The organism is Methylobacterium dankookense (assembly GCF_902141855.1).
GTDB lineage: Bacteria > Pseudomonadota > Alphaproteobacteria > Rhizobiales > Beijerinckiaceae > Methylobacterium > Methylobacterium dankookense.
In genome coordinates this window covers 114,851-131,645 of the sequence record NZ_CABFVH010000010.1, presented here as the reverse complement: position 1 = coordinate 131,645, position 16,795 = coordinate 114,851, and the positions used below count along the sequence as shown (strand labels likewise).

Here is a 16,795-nt window from a genome sequence, read left to right as displayed (position 1 = left end):
CCCCCGGCCTTCGCGTCGTTCCGACCGCGCCAATAATTTTTTTTGCTCATGGGGGCTCAAAAAAAATTTTTATGGGGGGGGGCGGGGGGGGAAAGGCGTTTTTGGTTTTTAAGCCCCTTTTTCCCGGGGGGACCATACGTTGTGTCCATGGCGGGCCGCCCCGCACCCTCGATCGAATCGAGGCTGCGAGCCGGCGGAAGGACCCGACGATGCGCCACTCCCCCGGAGTCCCGGTGTGATCTCCGCAAGACAGCCTGCCTCGCAGCGGCCGGTCCGGCCTCTCGCGCACGTTGCCGGAACCCGTTCCCGCGTCCGCCAGAGCGCCGCTCCGACCTTCCGGACCCGGGAGGGGGAGTGAGCATGGACGCGCTCCTCGTGGACGACAGCTCGACCATGCGGTTGCGGCTGCGCCGGCTGCTCGAGGCCGAGCCGGACGTGACGGTGACGGACCACGGCAACCCGGAGGCCGCCCTGATCGAGGCGCGCACCCGCGCCTTCGACCTCGTCCTGGTCGATCACCACATGCCCGAGATGGCGGGCGTCGCCTTCGTGGAGATCCTGCGCGCGATTCCGCATTACGCGCGCGTGCCGATCGTCATGATCACCAGCGACGTCTGTGACGCGGTCCGGATCTCGGCCCTGGAGGCCGGCGCCACCGACTTCCTCGACAAGCGCAGCACCGGCATCGAGATCACCGCGCGCCTGCGCAACTTCGTGCGGCTCGCCACCGCCGTGCGCCGCCTCGACGACCAAGCCGGCTGGCTCGCGAACGAGGTCGAGATGGCGGTGCGCCACCTGCGCGAGCGCGAGGAGGAGATCATCTTCCGCCTGTCGCTGGCGGTGGAGTACCGCGACAACGACACCGGCGACCACACCTGGCGGGTGGCGCATTACAGCCAGATCATGGCCGAGGCCCTCGGCCTCGATCCGGCCCTGTGCCGCCGCATCTACCTCGCCGCGCCGCTCCACGACGTGGGCAAGGTCGCGATCCCCGACACCGTCCTCCTCAAGCCGGGCAAGCTCGACGCGGACGAGTTCGCGCTGGTGAAGACACATACTTCCCTCGGCAGCCGCGTCTTGAGCGGCAGCAGCTGCGAGCTGATCCGCTTGGCGGCCGAGATCGCCGAATCGCATCACGAGCGCTGGGACGGGACCGGCTATCCGCATGGCCGCGCCGGGGAGCGGATCCCACTCGCCGCCCGCATCGTCGCCGTGGCCGACGTGTTCGACGCCCTGACGAGCGAGCGCCCCTACAAGACGGCGATGCCGTTCGATGCGGCCGTCGAGGCGATCCGCGCCGAGAGCGGGCGCCATTTCGACCCGGCCTGCGTCGCGGCCTTCTGCAGCCGCCTCGAGGAGATCCGCGCGGCGCGCGCCAGCGCAGGCGACGCCGCGCGCCGGATGTTCACCGAGGCCAACGAGCCCTGGGCACGGGTGCCGGCCCTGTTGCGCGAGGCGGCCAGCGGCGCGGAGGTCGATCCGGGCCGGACCACGGCCGCTTCCGTCCCCGTGCGGCCGGCCATGCCCGTTCCCGCCAAGCGCGGCGCGGTCGAGGGCAAGGCGCGGCGCGCCCGGCCCGAAGCCGCGGCCTGACGCCGGCTTCCCGAGGAGCCTGCCTGCCGCGCACGACTGAGCGCGGCCCTAGCTCCGCCGGGCGGCGCGCGCCTCCTGCTCCTCGAAGCCCTTGAGCACCTTGTCGAGGGTCATCGGGTAGTCGCGGATGCGGGTGGCGGTGGCGTTGTGGATGGCGTTCGCGATCGCGGCGCCCGCCCCGCAGATGCCGAGCTCGCCCAGGCCCTTGCTCTTCAGCGGGTTCGCCTTGGCGTCGAGCTCCGGCAGGAAGACCGCCTCGATCGCCGGCACGTCGGCATGGGCCGGCACGTGGTACTCGGCGAGGTCGCGGTTGACGAAGCTGCCGAAGCGCGGGTCCATCACCCCGTCCTCCATCAGCGCGGCGCCGATGCCGAAGGTCATGCCGCCGATGGCCTGGGAGCGGGCAGTCTTGGCGTTGAGGATGCGCCCGCCCGTGAACACGCCGAGCATGCGGCGCAGGCGGATCTCGCCGGTATCGGCGTCGACCGCGACCTCGGCGAAATGCGCGCCGAAGGAATAGTGCGAGAACTGCTCCTTCAGGCGGCCGGGCTTGATCTCGCCCGTCGCCTCCATCCCGCCGCGGCCGGCGAGGTCGGCGAGCGCCTCCGAGCGGTTGCCCGAGGTGACGCGCCCGTCCGCGAAGGCCGCCCCCTCCGCCGCTAGGTCGCCGGCCTTGAGCAGCGCCTGCCGGAGGTTGTCGCAGGCGACGTAGAGGGCCGAGCCCGCCGAGCCCGCCCCGAACGAGCCGCCCGAGCCCGCCGCCATCGGGAAGTCGGTGTCGCCGATCTCGACGCGGATGCGCTCCACCGGCAGGCCCATCATCTCCCCCGCGATCTGGGCGAGGATGGTGTAGGTGCCCGTGCCGATATCGGTCATCGCCATGCGCACCGTCAGACTGCCGTCCGGGTCGAGGCGCACGCGCGCGGCGGAGGGCATCAGCGGGTTGAGCCGGGCCGCCGCCGACATGCCCATGCCGACGCGGTAACGTCCCTCGCGCCGCGTGCCGGCGGCTTGGCGCTTCTCCCAGCCGAACAGGCGCGCGCCCTCGCGCATGCAGGGCACGAGCTGGCGCACCGTGAAGGGCACGCGCTTCTCGGGGTCCTGCTCCGGCTCGTTGCGCACCCGCAGCTCGATCGGGTCGATCGCCAATTGCTCGGCGAGTTCGTCCATGGCGCATTCGAAGGCGAGCTGGCCCACAGCCTCTCCGGGCGCGCGCATGGCCGAGGTGATCGGAACGTTGAGGTTTGCCAAGCGGTGCCGGGTGATCCGGTGCGGCGCCGCGTAGAGGGCGCGGGTGACGTTGGCGGCGGTCTCGAAGAACTGGTCGCCGATCGCGGCGTCGGACCAGGATTCGTGCCCGATCGCCGAGAGACGCCCGTCCCGGTCGGCGCCGAGGCGTACGCGCTGGATCGTGTCGGTGCGGTGCGTGCCGGCGTGGAACTCCTGCTGGCGGGTCATCGCCACCTTCACCGGGCGCCCGACGATGCGGGCGGCCAGCGCCGCCAGCGTCGCCTCGGGCTGGATCTGCAGCTTCGAGCCGAAGCCGCCGCCGATGTAGCGGCTGACGAGCCGGATGTCGGTCTCGGGGATCTTCAGCACCGCGGCGAGCGACTTCTGCCCGCGGTTGAGCATCTGGTTGGCCGTGAAGAGCACGACCCGGTTCCCCTGCCACTCGGCGATGGTGGCGTGCGGCTCCATCTGGGCGTGGATCTGCGGCGGGGTGGTGTAGGTGACATCGAGCCTCACCGGCGCCGCCGCGAAGGCGGCCTCGAAGTCGCCGGCCTGCGAATCTGGGTCGGTCTGGGCCGGCTTCGGCTTGTAGGCCTCGGGCAGCGCCGCCTTGAGGGAGACCTTGGGCGGCGCGGCCTCATAGGCAACCTTGACCAGGGCGGCGGCCGCGCGGGCCTGCTCGAAGGTCTCGGCCACCACGAAGGCCACGGGCTGGCCGAAGAAGCGGATCTCCGTACCCTGGAGCTGCGGCCAGACCTGCTCGCGCTTCTCGCCCTGGGCCGGCACGTTCTCGTGCGTCATCACGTGGAGCACGCCCGGCGCGCGCCGCGCCGCAGCGGCGTCGAGGCTGCGGATCGTGCCGTTCGCCACCGTGGCGCCGAGGATGAAGCCGTAGGCGGGGTTCTTCGGCTCGCGCACCTCATAGGCGTAGGGCGCGCGGCCCGTCACCTTGAGGCGGCCGTCGATGCGGTCGATCGGGCGGCCGACGAGCCCGTCGGGGCGCCCGTCGAGGGGCGTCGCGCCGATCGGCTGGTTCATCTCCATCGAGAGGGTCCTTGCGAATGGTCAGGCCCGGGCGGCCTCGTCGAGGACGGCGCGCAGCGTCCGGCGCGCCAGCGGGATCTTGAAGTCGTTCGAGCCGTAGCCCCTGGCCCCCGCGAGCACCCGGTCGGCGGCGGCGTCGGCCGAGCCGGTCTCGACGAGGGCGTGCTCGGCTGTCTCGACCCGCCACGGCTTGTGCGCGAGGCCGCCGAAGGCGAGGCGGGCCGCGGCGGGGCGCCCGCCCTCGCCCTTGGCGATGATCGCGGCCACCGAGACCGTGGCGAAGGCGTAGGAGGCCCGGTCGCGCACCTTGCGGTAGAGATGCGTGCCGGGGACGGGCTTCGGCAGCGTGACCGCGGTGATGATCTCGCCGGGGCGCAGGCTCGTCTCGACCTGCGGCGTGTCGCCGGGCAGGCGGTGGAACGCGGCGATCGGGATCGTCCGCGCGGCGCCCTGCGCATCGAGGGTCTCGACCGTCGCGTCGAGGGCGCGCATGGCCACGTTCATGTCGGAGGGATTCGTCGCGATGCAGGATTCGCTCGTCCCGAGCACCGCCATGATCCGGTTGAAGCCGCCGATGGCCGAGCAGCCGGAGCCCGGCTCGCGTTTGTTGCAAGGCTTCGACGTGTCGTAGAAGTAGTAGCAGCGCGTCCGCTGCAGCAGGTTGCCGGCGGTGGTCGCCTTGTTGCGCAGCTGGCCGGAGGCGCCGGCGAGCAGCGCCTTGGCGAGCACCGCATAGTCCCTCCGCACCCGCGGATGCGCGGCGAGGTCGGCGTTGCGCACCAGCGCGCCGATCCGCAGACCACCGTCCTCCGTATCGGCCACCGCGCCGAGGGGCAGGCGGTTCACGTCGATCAGGGTCCGGGGCGTCTCCACCTGGAGTTTCATCAGGTCGAGCAGGTTGGTGCCGCCCGCGATGAAGCGGGCATCGGGCCGCCCGGCCGCGATCTCGGCGGCTTCCGCGACGCTGTTCGGGCGCTCGTAGCTGAAGGCCTTCATGGCGCGCCCCTCAGATGTCGGCGGCCGCGTCGCGGATCGCCGCGACGATGTTGGGATAGGCGCTGCAGCGGCAGATGTTGCCGCTCATCCGCTCGCGGATCTCGGCCTCGGCGAGGGCGCTCCTCGGTTCGAGCGGCTCGGCGATCTGCGCGGTGACGTGGCTCGGCCAGCCGGCCTTCGCCTCGTTCATCATGCCGACCGCGGAGCAGATCTGGCCCGGCGTGCAGTAGCCGCACTGGAAGCCGTCATGGGCGATGAAGGCGGCCTGGACCGGGTGGAGCGCGTCGCCGTCTGCCAGCCCCTCGATCGTGGTGATCGCGTCGCCCTCGTGCATGGCCGCGAGGGTGAGGCAGGCATTGATCCGCCGCCCCTCGACCAGCACCGTGCAGGCACCGCACTGGCCATGGTCGCAGCCCTTCTTCGAGCCGGTGAGGCCGAGATGCTCGCGCAGCGCGTCGAGCAGGGTGGTGCGCGTGTCGAGGGTGAGGTCGCGCGCCTGCCCGTTGATGGTGAGGCGCACCGGCATCGTCTGCGGCGGCGGATCGCCCATTGCGGGCGCCGCCACGGGGCGTCCGGGCCAACCGAAGCCCACCGTGCCCACGGCCGCGGCGCAGCCCTCGACCATGGTGCGCCGGGTCAGCGCGAAAGGGTTCCGCTGGTGTGAATCGTTCATGCCGCCATCCCGCGCCGGCCGAGCTTCGCACGGGAGTTTCAGTCTCCAGCGGCGATGCAATCGGTGCGGGTGGCAACGCCCCGGCGGCGCGGTTCGATCCGACCCCGCCTGCGCCCGATGGGCGCGGGGGGCGAGCGCATCAGATCTCCCCGGCGAGCCCGTCGTGGCCGAGGGCGGACAGGGTCAGGTGGTCCGCGCCCACATCGGCGCCGGTATAGCCGAGCATGTGCGCGAGCTGGTCGCGCGCCCGCCAGACCCGGCTCTTCACCGTGCCGATGCGGCATTTGAGGATCTCGGCGGCCTCCTCGTAGGAGGCGTTCTCGACGGCGACGAGGATCAGCGCCTCGCGCATCACGGCGGGCAGCCGGTCGAGGGCGGCCTGCACGTCCTGCAGGTCGAGATGGCCGCCCTGCTCGGGGACGGTCGAGAGCCGGGCGGCATGGTCGCCATCCGTGTCCGAGACCTCGCGGGACTGCTTCCGGTGCACGCTGTAGAAGGCGTTGCGCATGATCGTGAACAGCCATGCGCCGAGATTAGTCCCGGCCTTGAAGCTCCCGCGGCTGCGCCAGGCGCGCAGGAGCGTGTCCTGGACGAGGTCGTCGGCCGCGGACGGGTTGCGCGTCAGGGACACGGCAAAGTTGTGGAGACTGGGCACGGCCTCGAGCAGGCCGGTCCGGAATGCCTTGGCGTCGCGGTCCTCCGCCTTGGCCAGAGCCGCGTCGAGCTTGGCTATCAGTTGGGCGAGATGCGGCGTCGGCGGGACCGGCTTCATCTCGGCGTAGGTGGTCTGGAGGTGCAGGCCGAGATGCGCCCTGATGGCCTCGGTGAGGCCGGGGCGGGGCTCCGGGGATGCGGCGGCGTTCGGCAGGGCTTGATGGCCAGACATCGAACCTCGTTCGCGCAGAAGTTGCTGAAGGCGCCATTGCGCTTGCTGGCTCAACTTCTCGCGCAGGCCTCAAAGGGTTGCAGCAACATAGGTTACCGGTCCTGTCCGAAGACCTCTCGCTACACTGGATCATGGGGCTGCGGAGCCCAGGTGAGAAACCATGGAACGGGCGCGAGACGATGGGCCGGGACCGGCCCGCGATCCCCACGCCGTCCCTTGCTTGCGCGCCTCGCCTGGGGCGCGGGCGGGAGCCCCGAACGGAGACGAGAGCCATGCCCGAACCCGACCGGACCGTGACCCTGAACGACGGCCGGGCAATGCCGCGGCTCGGCTTCGGCGTGTACCAAGTGGAGGAGGCCCGTGCGCCCGAAATCGTCGGCGTCGCGATCCGGGCCGGCTATCGCTCCATCGACACCGCGGCGATCTACGGCAACGAGGCTGGAATCGGCCGGGCGATCCGGGATGCGGAGGTGGCGCGCGCGGATCTCTTCGTCACCACGAAGCTGTGGAACGACCACCACGGCTACGACGCGGCCCAGGCCGGCCTCGACGAGAGCCTGGACCGGCTCGGGCTCGACCATGTCGACCTCTACCTGATCCACTGGCCCTGTCCGGGCCAGGGCCGCTTCGTGGAGACCTGGAAGGGGCTGATCGCCCTGCGGGAATCCGGCAAGGTGCGCTCCATCGGCGTCTCGAACTTCACCCCCGCCCTTCTCGACCGAATCGTCGGCGAGACCGGAATCGTGCCGGCGGTGAACCAGATCGAGCTGCATCCGCGCTTCCAGCAGGAGGCGTTGCGCGCGGCGCACACCCGTCACGGGATCGTGACGGAGTCCTGGAGCCCGCTCGGGCGCGGGCATGGCCTCGCCGATCCGATCCTTGCTGCGATCGCGAAGGCGCACGGGCGCACGCCGGCCCAGATCGTCCTGCGCTGGCATCTCCAGAACGGGCTCGTCGCCATCCCGAAGACGGCGACCCCGGCGCGCATCGCCGAGAACATCGCGGTGTTCGACTTCGCCCTGAGCGATGACGAGATGGCACGGATCGCCACGCTCGACCGTCCCGACGGCCGCACGGGTCCCGATCCCGACAGGTTCGGCTGAGCGCGATCGCACTGCGTCGCAACAAAGATCAGGTCGGTAACACCGCGTCGCAAAAGATTTATGCTCAGTCTCAGCATATCTGGACAGGGGCGTCCGGGCCGCCTAAGTTAGGCGGCACAATGCTCAAACTGAGCATAATGGAGGACGCCATGGCGGCGACCAGTCAGCCGATCTCCCGCAGCCCCGCCGGCCAGATGCCCGGGTTGTCGCCGGGCCTGCCGCTGCCCGACCTCTACGCCCGGGTCAGCCGGCACGTCCCGGCGATCGAGTGGCCGGCGCTCGCGCCCGACATCGAGGCGATCCTTAGGCTCAAGCGCGAGAAGAACGCCGTCATCCTGGCGCACAACTACCAGGCGCCGGAGATCTTCCACACGGTGGCGGACATCGTCGGCGACAGCCTCGCGCTCGCCCGCGAGGCGGTGAACGTCGATGCCGATGTGATCGTTCTGGCCGGCGTCCACTTCATGGCGGAGACGGCCAAGCTCCTGAACCCGGGCAAGACCGTGCTGATCCCGGACATGGGAGCCGGCTGCTCGCTCGCCGATTCGATCACGCCCGAGGACGTGCGCGGCCTGCGGGCCAAGTATCCGGGCGTGCCGATCGTGACCTACGTCAACACCTCGGCGGCGGTGAAGGCGGAATCCGACCTCTGCTGCACCTCCGGCAACGCGGTCGCGGTGGTGCGCTCGCTCAATGCGCCGCGCGTCCTGATGATCCCCGACGAGTTCCTGGCTCAGAACGTCCAGGCCGAGGTGCCGGAGGTCGAGATCCTGACCTGGGCGGGCCATTGCGAAGTGCACGAGCAGTTCACCCCGGCCGATATCCGCGACGTGCGCGAGAGCTATCCCGGCGTCACCGTGATCGCGCATCCCGAATGTCCGCCGGAGGTGGTGGCCGAATCCGATTTCTCGGGCTCCACGGCGATGATGATGAACTTCGTCACCGAGAAGCGGCCCCGGCAGGTCGTGCTGGTGACCGAGTGCTCGATGGCCGACAACATCGCCGCCGAGAATCCGGACATCGAGTTCATCAAGCCCTGCAACCTCTGCCCGCACATGAAGCGGATGAGCCTGCGGAACATCCGCCGCGCGCTGGAGACCATGACCCACGAGGTGACGGTGGATCCGGCGCTGGCCGACCGGGCGCGCGCCGCGGTGGAGCGCATGCTGGCGGTGCGCGCACGATGAACGCCCTCTCCCGCAACCCGGCCGACCGCGTCGTCGTGGTCGGCGCGGGCGTCGCCGGCCTCAGCGTCGCGCTCCGGCTCGCGCCCCGGCCCGTCACGCTGGTGACGGCCCAACCCCTCGGGCTCGGCACCGCCACCGGCTGGGCGCAGGGCGGCATCGCCGCCGCCATCGGCGCCGACGACGCCTTCGCGCTCCACGCGGCCGACACCCTGGCGGCCGGCGCCGGGCTCAGCGAGCAGGACGTGGCGCTCCGCGTCGCCGCGGAGGGGCCGCGCCTGATCGACTGGCTCGTCGCCCTCGGCGTGCCCTTCGACCGGCAGGAGGACGGTGCGCTGGCGCTCGGCCTCGAGGCCGCGCATGGCCGCCGCCGCATCGTGCGCTCGGGCGGCGACGCCACCGGCGCCCGCGTCCTCGAGGCGCTGGTGCGGGCGGTGCAGGCCGCCCCCTCCGTCGAGGTCGTCACCGCCCGCGTCACCGACCTGCTGCAGGATGCGCATGGCGCGGTGGCCGGCGTGGTCTGCGAGCGCGACGGTGCGCCCTTCCGCATCCCGGCCCGGGCCGTGGTGCTGGCCACCGGCGGCGTCGGGGCGCTCTACGCCTCGACCACCAACCCGCGCGGCGCCACTGGCCGCGGCCTCGCGCTCGCCGCGCGGGCCGGCGCCACCTTGCGGGACATGGAATTCGTGCAGTTCCACCCGACCGCGATCGCGGCCGGCGCCGACCCGATGCCGCTCGCCACCGAGGCGCTGCGCGGGGAGGGGGCCCGGCTCGTCGACGAGCGCGGCGCGGCGGTGATGGCCGGCGTCGATGGCGGCGACCTCGCCCCCCGCGACGTGGTGGCCCGCGGCATCTTCCAGGCCCTGGGGCGCGGCCGCACCGTGTTCCTCGACACCCGCGGGGCGCTCGGCGACCGCATGGCGACGCGCTTCCCGACAGTCGCCGCGCTCTGCGCGCAGGCCGGCATCGACCCGGCGCGCCAGCCGATCCCGGTGCGCCCGGCCGCGCATTACCACATGGGCGGCATCGCGGTGGACGCCGTCGGCGCCAGCACCGTGCCCGGCCTCTACGCCTGCGGCGAGGTCGCCTCGACGGGGCTGCACGGCGCGAACCGGCTCGCCAGCAACTCGCTCCTCGAAGCGCTCGCCTTCGCCGGCTTCATCGCGGACGGGCTCGACGCGGTCCCCGCGGGCGCCGTCCGTCCGTCCGCGCCGCGGGCCCGTCCCGCCTCCGATCTCGCCGCGATCCGGACGCTGATGGAGACCCGCGTCGGCGTGGTCCGCGACGAGGCCGGCCTGCGCGCGGCGGTCTCCGCCCTCGCGCCGCTGGCGGGCGGCTGCGACGCCGCGCTCACCGCGCTGCTCATCGCCCACGGCGCGCTCCGCCGCACGGAGAGCCGCGGCGCCCATTGGCGCAGCGACTTCCCGGCCCAGGCGCCCGCCCGCCACAGCGAGACCACCCTCGGCGCGCTCGAACGCGCGCTCGCTGACCCCGTTCCGGCCGCGGAGGCCCTGTGATGACCGAGATCCGTCCTGAACTGTCGCCCCTGCCGCGGCTCCTGGTCGAGCCCGTGGTGCGCGCCGCCCTGCTGGAGGATCTCGGCCGGGCGGGCGACGTCACCACCGATTCCATCGTGCCTCCCGAGGCCCGCCTGGAGGGCGTGATCGCCGCGCGCCAGGCCGGCGTGATCTCGGGCGTGGATGCCGCCCGCATCGCCTTCGAGCTGATCGACCCGGCGGTGCGGGTCCGCGTGGAGCGCGGCGACGGCGCCCGCGTCGCGCCGGGCGACGTGGTGATCCGGCTCTCGGGGCCGGCGCGGGCCATCCTCACGGCCGAGCGCGTCGCCCTCAACCTGCTCTGCCGGATGTCGGGCGTCGCCACCGCCACGGCCGGCCTCGTGGAGGCGGCCCGCCCGCACGGGAAGGCCGCCATCGTCTGCACCCGCAAGACCACGCCGGGCCTGCGCGGCCTGGAGAAGCACGCGGTGCGCGCGGGCGGCGGCTCCAACCACCGCTTCGGCCTCGACGATGCCGTGCTCATCAAGGACAACCACATCGCGGTGGCCGGCGGCATCGTGCCGGCGATCGAGCGGGCCAAGGCGCGGGCCGGGCATCTCGTGAAGATCGAGGTCGAGGTCGACACCCTGGCCCAGCTCGAACAGGCGCTGTCCGTCGGCGCCGACGCGGTGCTCCTCGACAACATGAAGCCCGACACGCTGCGGGAAGCCGTGGCCATGGTGGACGGCCGCGCCCTCACCGAGGCCTCGGGCCGCATCACCGTCGAGACGGTCGGGGCCGTGGCGGCCTCCGGCGTCGACCTGATCTCCTGCGGCTGGATCACCCACAGCGCCGCGATCATCGATCTCGGCCTCGACGCCGCGTAGCCGGCCCGGCTTGTCGCGCCCTGATCCTTGAACCATAAGCGCGGCCGGTCGACGGATCGCCCGTGTCGCGGTGGGCCGTAGAGGGGGTCTTCGCGGCCGGGACCGGGCCGCGGAGCGGGGCTGTGCGGGCGCATGATCGGGGATTCGGTTCGCGAGGCGGCGCCGCTGCCTCCGGTTCCGGCCATGCCGCTGCGCCCGGCCAGGGCCCTGTCCGTCCAGACCCTCCTGCGCACGGTTCCGACGAACTCGCTCGCCGTCCTCGACGACGCGCTGTTCGAGGAACTGATCGTGTTCCGCCGCTACCTGCTGCAGCCGGTGGTCTTCGTCAGCGACCCGGCTGCCATCCGGCATGTCCTGATCGACCGGTTCGACGACTACCCGCGCCTGACCTCCATCCGGCGCCTGTTCGAGACGGACCTGCGCACGGGCAGCCTCGCGAGCGAGGGCGAGACCTGGCGTCGGCACCGGCGGGTCGCCACGCCCACCATCGACCACCGCGCCATCCGGCCCGACGTGCCCGGGCTGATCGCCATCGCCGAGCAGATGGCCGACGGCCTCGCGGCGGGCCCGGAGACCGTCGACATCGAGCGCTGGGTCGGTGGCCTCGCCACGCTCCTGTGGAATCAGGTCGTCACCGGGGGCGACCCGGCCGGCATCCCGATCCTGCGCTGGCTCTCCAAGGTGCCGCACAAGCCGCGCCCGATCGACCTCGTCCCGATGCCCGCTTGGCTGGCGCGCCATTTCGTCCACCACCGGCGCGACCCGGCCCGGGCCGAGCTCGACCGCCAACTCCACGCGATGATCGCGGCGCGCAAGGCCCCCGGCTTCACCGGCGCGCCCGACCTGCTGCACCGCCTCGCCCATGCCCGCGACCGGCAGGACGGCGCGCCGCTCCCCGACGACGAGGTGCGCGACGAGGCCGCGAGCCTGATCGCGGGAGGCGCGGCCTCGGTGCGGGCGCTGACTTGGATCTGGTACCTGCTCGCGCTCCATCCCGAGGTGGAGGCGCGCTTCCACGCCGAGCTCGACGCGGTGCTCGGCGACCGGCCGCCGCTGCCGGAGGACCTGCCGAAGCTCACCTATACCCGCCGCGTCCTCGACGAGGTGATGCGGCTCTATCCGCCGATCCCCGTGATCCTGCGCCAGGCCGCGCGCGCCGACGTGGTCGGCGGCAGGCGGATCCGGCGCGGCACATTCGTCGCCGTGCTGCCCTGGATCGTCCACCGCCACCGCAGGCTCTGGCAGGACCCCGACCGCTTCGATCCCGACCGCTTCCTCGACGCGAACGCCGCGGGCCGCCCGAAGCTCGCCTACCTGCCCTTCGCCGCGGGCCCGCGGGTCTGCGTCGGAGCCTCCTTCGCCGTGACCCAGATGCTCGCGACAATCGCCGTGCTCGGGCGCCGCTTCCGCTTCCGCCTCGCGAGCGATGCCCCGGTCGTGCCCTTCGGCGCCATCAGCCTGCAGCCGAAGGGCGGCCTGCCCGTGCGGATCGAGCGGCGTTAGAGCATCCTTCGCGGAAGCGGATGCCGGTTCCGAGGAGGAAAAGGCAGCCCGATCACTGCGATGGAGCCCTGAAAAAGGAAAAAGCGCGCCCCCGCTATCGGGGATCGCGCTTGCGAGGTAGCCCGCGGTCTCAGGGACGGGCGATGCAATCCTAAGTCAGGTGGCGGAGGGGCGCACCCCGCCGCACGCGAGAATTGGATACATTGTTCAGGCGCTGTCGCTCCCTCGTCGGAGGGCGCGGCCGTGCGCCCTGCCCAGGCATTGGGCAGATCGGACGCGCGATCCGCGTGTTTCCTCCCGCTTCATCCCGGCCTTACGGCAAAGCTGCCACAGTGTTGCCATGACATCACGAGGCGGCTCGAACCTCGTTGCAGTGCGGTTTCAGGCTTGGCTTTAAGCGGCGCTCGTTTACCCGTTGGCGAGAGATGCCCGCGCATTCTGCCGGGCGAATTTCCACCGCGTTTCCACAACCTTCTGCCTTCGAGAGAGCTCGATGCGTCGTCAAGCTTCCGCCCTGTTCGGGCTCGCCTTCGCGGCCTCCGCCTGGGCGGCGCCCGCGCTCGCCTACGAGATCGATCCGCTCACCCGCCAGCCCCTCGACAACGCCCTCTCGGTGCGCGTGCGCCCGCAGAGCGTGCAGGCGGTGCCGACCGCCAACGCCTCACTGAACACGGCCGATCCGCTGGCCTCGGCGGTGCCGCAGATGTCGGCGATCCCGCGCGAGACGGTGGCTTATAACGGCCCCTACGGCGCCGGCACGATCGTGGTCTCCACCACCGAGCGGCGGCTCTACCTCGTCCTCGGCGGCGGCCAGGCGATGCGCTACGGCGTCGGCGTCGGCCGTCCGGGCTTCACCTGGGGCGGCATGCAGACCGTGACCATGAAGCGCGAGTGGCCGGATTGGCGCCCGCCGGCCACCATGCTGCGCCGCCGTCCCGACCTGCCGCGCTACATGAAGGGCGGCCTGGAGAACCCGCTCGGCGCCCGCGCCATGTATCTCGGCGGCACCATCTACCGCATCCACGGCTCCAACGAGCCGGAGACCATCGGCACGGCCGTCTCCTCGGGCTGCATCCGCATGACCAACGAGGACGTCACCGACCTCTACGAGCGCGTGAAGGTCGGCACCCGGGTGGTGGTCCAGCGCTGAAGCCACCCCCGATCCGGGATGTTCGAGAGGGCCGGCGGTGACGCCGGCCCTTTTCGTTTTCCGGCACCGGCGGGCTGGGACGAAGCGTGGAGCGGAGGTCCGCTCAGGCCGCGCAGAGGCTCTCGATCTCGCGGATGACCGCGCCGCGCATGCTGCGCAGGCGGCCGAGCATCGGCTCCACGCTGCGCTGCTCCTCGCAGGCGATCTCGACCTCGCGGCAGAGGTCGGCGAAATGCCGGAAGCCGAGCACGCCGCTCGCCGAGATCATGGCATGGGCGTCGTGGGCGAGCTGCCCGCGCTCGGGCGTGGTGCCGTCGGTCCCGAAGCGCTCGCCGAGTTCCTTGGCGAGCGTGGCGAGCAGGTGCTGCATGCGCTCCTGCCCGACCACGGCGGAGACCTCCTCGAAGGTCGGCCGGTCGAGGATCGTCGAGGCGGCCTGCGCCTCGGCGGGCGCGGGGGCGGCCGCGCCGCGGGCGGTCCACCGCTCCACCGCCGCGAGCAGGGCGGCGCGCTTGAACGGCTTGCCGATATGGTCGGTCATCCCGGCCTGGCGGAAGGCGATCACCTGCTGCGGCCGCACGCTCGCGGTCATGGCCACGATCGGGAGCGCCTTGCCCTGGTCGAGGGCGCGGATCTGCCGCGTCGCGGTCATCCCGTCCATGCCGGGCATCTGCACGTCCATCAGGACGAGGTCATAGGGGGCGGCGCGCACCGCCTCGATCGCCTCCGGCCCGCTCTCCACGGCGTCGACCGCGTGGCCCGCCGAGTGCAGCACGGCGAGCGCGAGGTCGCGGTTGAGCGGCGTATCCTCCACGAGCAGGATGCGGCGGGGATGGTAGTGCGGCTCGGGCGGCGGCGCGGCCTGCCCGGCCGGCCGGGCGGCGGTGGCCACGGGCAGGCGCAGCGTGAACCAGAAGGTCGAGCCGCGGCCCGCCTCGCTCTCCACGCCGATCTCGCCGCCCATCAGTTCCACGAGTTGGCGGGAGATGGCGAGGCCGAGTCCGGTGCCGCCGTATTCCCGCTGGATCGAGCCGTCGACCTGGCTGAAGCGCTCGAACAGCTTGTGCAGCTTGGCCGCGGGAATACCGATGCCGGTGTCCCGCACGGAGAAGCGCAGGCGCATGCCGGCCGCGTCCGAGCCCGCCAGCCGCTCGAGGCCGAGGGTCACGCCGCCGGCATCGGTGAATTTCACGGCGTTGTTGAGCAGGTTCATCAGCACCTGCCGCAGGCGGTCGGCATCGCCGATCACGCGGCCAGGCAGGCCGGGACCGGCGCGCACCTCGAGCCGCAGCCCCTTGCCGTCCGCGCCCGCCCGGATGATCGCGACAGCCTGGTCCATCAGGTCGGTGAGGACGAAGGGCTCGGCGGCGAGCTCCACCTGGCCCGCCTCGATCTTCGAGAAGTCGAGCACGTCGTTGACCACCGTGAGCAGGGCGGCGCCCGCGCCGCGGATCCGCTCCGCGTAGAGGCGCGCCGGCGTGCCGGGCTCCAATTCGTCCACGAGGAGGTCGGCATAGCCGAGCACGCCGTTCAACGGCGTGCGGATCTCGTGGCTCATCGTGGCGAGGAAGTCGCTCTTGGCCGCGCTCGCGCGCTCGGCCTCGCCGCGGGCGGCCTCGGCCGCCGCCTTGGCGCTCACGAGGGCCGCCTCCGCGCCCTTGCGCGCGGTGACGTCGATGTTGAGCCCGATCACCCGAAGCGGCGTGCCGTCCTCGTCGTAGACCGCCCGGCCGGTGCCGTTCACCCAGCGCGTGCTGCCGTCCGCCCCGGGCACGCGGAACTCGATGCTGAAATAGTCGTGCCGCTCCGCTGCGTCGGCCGCGGCGGCGAGCGCCACCTCGCCGTCCCGGCGATCGACGAGGCTCAGCCATTCCTCGGCGTCGAGGGTGTAGCCCTGAGGCGCATCGATGCCGTGCAGCGCCGCGCTCTCGCCCGACCAGACGATGCGCTGCGAAGAGAGGTCGAGCTCCCAGGTGCCGGCCCCGGCTGCCTTCTGGGCGAGCTGGAGCAGGTTCCCCGTCTCCTCCAGCTTGCGCCGGGCGGTGATGATCTCGTCGATGTCCAGCGCCGTGCCGAGCATGGCCACGATCTCGCCGCGCTGGCGGATCGGGATCATGATCAGCTTATGCCAGCGATAGACGCCGTCGTGGCGGCGCAGCCGCCCCTCGATCCGGTAGGGGCTGCCCGTGCGCATGGCGGTGCGCCAGGCCCGGTGCATCCGCTCGGCATCCTCGGGATGGTTGCGGGCGAGGCGCTCGGCGCGCGTGTTCCCGATCGGGCCGTAGAAGCGGTCGAACTGCTGGTTGGCGTAGGCCTTCTCGCCGGTCTCGACCGAGAAGATCCAGACGAGCTGCGGCAGCGCGTCGGCGAGCGCCCGGTAGCGCGCCTCGCTGCCTTCCCGGGCGGCGATCTCCTCCTGCTGGCGCCGGTTGGCCTCGTGCAGGCGCAACTGCCCGACGACGATGGCCGCGAGATCCCGGAGCTGGCGCCTCTGCGCCTCGCCGAAGGGGCGCGGGACGGTGTCGAGAAGGCAGAGCGTGCCGATGCGCAGGTCCGGCCCGAGGATCAGCGGCGCGCCCGCGTAGAAGCGGATGCCGGCTTGGCCCGTCACCAGCCGGCTGTCGGCGAAGCGCGGGTCCTGCGTCGTGTCGGCGCAGACCAGGATCTCGTCGGCGAGGATGGTGTAGGCGCAGAAGGCGCCCTCGCGGGGGATCGGCGCGCCGTCCGTGCCGCAGGCGGCCCCGAAGCGGAGATGGTCCGCCTCGACCAGAGACACCAGCGCGATCGGCACGCCGAACAGGCTCGCGGCCGTCCGGCAGATCGCGTCGAGATGCACGGCGGGGTCCGCCCCGAGGTCGCTCAGGGCATGGAGGGCTGCGAGCCGCGCGGCCTCGTTGCCTGCGACCGGAAACGCCATCTGATCCGCTCCCCGAATCCGGCCTCGGCCGGGTGTCCGTGCCCCCTGTCCGGAATCATCCGGCTAGGAGGCGGCCGAAAGCTTAAAACAAGCTTTATCGTGCGGGCGGTCCCGGGCAGGGCCGATGCCGCGG

Annotated in this window: 12 protein-coding genes; 7 read left to right on the top strand and 5 right to left on the bottom strand. The window is 72.2% G+C overall.

Annotated elements, in window-relative coordinates:
* Positions 1 to 360 precede the first annotated feature (360 nt).
* Positions 361 to 1,593, top strand: coding sequence for an HD-GYP domain-containing protein (locus tag MTDSW087_RS10910; RefSeq protein ID WP_144763694.1), 1,233 nt, complete (start codon positions 361 to 363; stop codon positions 1,591 to 1,593).
* Between the two features lie 48 nt (positions 1,594 to 1,641).
* Here the strand turns inward: MTDSW087_RS10910 and MTDSW087_RS10905 are convergent, their stop codons facing one another.
* From MTDSW087_RS10905 to MTDSW087_RS10890, 4 genes are all read right to left on the bottom strand, one after another.
* On the bottom strand, positions 1,642 to 3,867 hold the full coding sequence (locus MTDSW087_RS10905) for a xanthine dehydrogenase family protein molybdopterin-binding subunit (RefSeq protein WP_144763692.1): 2,226 nt from the start codon (positions 3,865 to 3,867) through the stop codon (positions 1,642 to 1,644).
* Between the two features lie 21 nt (positions 3,868 to 3,888).
* Positions 3,889 to 4,863: an FAD binding domain-containing protein gene (locus tag MTDSW087_RS10900; protein WP_144763690.1), complete on the bottom strand. Its 975-nt coding sequence runs from the start codon at positions 4,861 to 4,863 to the stop codon at positions 3,889 to 3,891.
* Positions 4,864 to 4,873: 10 nt separating this feature from the next.
* Positions 4,874 to 5,536: a 2Fe-2S iron-sulfur cluster-binding protein gene (locus tag MTDSW087_RS10895; RefSeq protein ID WP_144763688.1), complete on the bottom strand. Its 663-nt coding sequence runs from the start codon at positions 5,534 to 5,536 to the stop codon at positions 4,874 to 4,876.
* A 139-nt stretch (positions 5,537 to 5,675) separates the two neighbouring features.
* On the bottom strand, positions 5,676 to 6,422 hold the full coding sequence (locus MTDSW087_RS10890) for a sigma-70 family RNA polymerase sigma factor (RefSeq protein WP_144763686.1): 747 nt from the start codon (positions 6,420 to 6,422) through the stop codon (positions 5,676 to 5,678).
* A gap of 272 nt (positions 6,423 to 6,694) precedes the next feature.
* On the opposite strand from MTDSW087_RS10890, the gene MTDSW087_RS10885 reads away from it, so the two are divergent.
* The 6 genes from MTDSW087_RS10885 to MTDSW087_RS10860 all read left to right on the top strand — a co-directional run bounded on the left by MTDSW087_RS10885 (position 6,695) and on the right by MTDSW087_RS10860 (position 13,745).
* Complete coding sequence (locus MTDSW087_RS10885; RefSeq protein WP_144763684.1) at positions 6,695 to 7,525, top strand: aldo/keto reductase; 831 nt, start codon at positions 6,695 to 6,697, stop codon at positions 7,523 to 7,525.
* A gap of 149 nt (positions 7,526 to 7,674) precedes the next feature.
* Complete coding sequence (gene nadA / locus MTDSW087_RS10880) at positions 7,675 to 8,712, top strand: quinolinate synthase NadA (RefSeq protein ID WP_373322013.1); 1,038 nt, start codon at positions 7,675 to 7,677, stop codon at positions 8,710 to 8,712.
* Positions 8,709 to 10,226, top strand: a complete 1,518-nt coding sequence (locus MTDSW087_RS10875; RefSeq protein ID WP_144763682.1) for an L-aspartate oxidase — start codon at positions 8,709 to 8,711, stop codon at positions 10,224 to 10,226. Before nadA ends, MTDSW087_RS10875 begins: the two co-directional genes overlap by 4 nt.
* The gene (gene nadC / locus MTDSW087_RS10870; protein WP_144763680.1) at positions 10,226 to 11,092 is read left to right on the top strand and encodes a carboxylating nicotinate-nucleotide diphosphorylase; all 867 of its coding nucleotides are present in this window, start codon (positions 10,226 to 10,228) and stop codon (positions 11,090 to 11,092) included. The genes MTDSW087_RS10875 and nadC overlap by 1 nt, the downstream gene beginning before the upstream one ends.
* 183 nt (positions 11,093 to 11,275) lie before the next feature.
* Positions 11,276 to 12,595: a cytochrome P450 gene (locus MTDSW087_RS10865; protein WP_238179406.1), complete on the top strand. Its 1,320-nt coding sequence runs from the start codon at positions 11,276 to 11,278 to the stop codon at positions 12,593 to 12,595.
* 493 nt (positions 12,596 to 13,088) lie between these two features.
* Complete coding sequence (locus tag MTDSW087_RS10860; RefSeq protein WP_144763677.1) at positions 13,089 to 13,745, top strand: L,D-transpeptidase; 657 nt, start codon at positions 13,089 to 13,091, stop codon at positions 13,743 to 13,745.
* A 103-nt stretch (positions 13,746 to 13,848) separates the two neighbouring features.
* On the opposite strand, the gene MTDSW087_RS10855 is transcribed toward MTDSW087_RS10860, so the two are convergent.
* Positions 13,849 to 16,662, bottom strand: coding sequence for a GAF domain-containing hybrid sensor histidine kinase/response regulator (locus MTDSW087_RS10855; protein WP_144763675.1), 2,814 nt, complete (start codon positions 16,660 to 16,662; stop codon positions 13,849 to 13,851).
* Positions 16,663 to 16,795 lie beyond the last annotated feature (133 nt).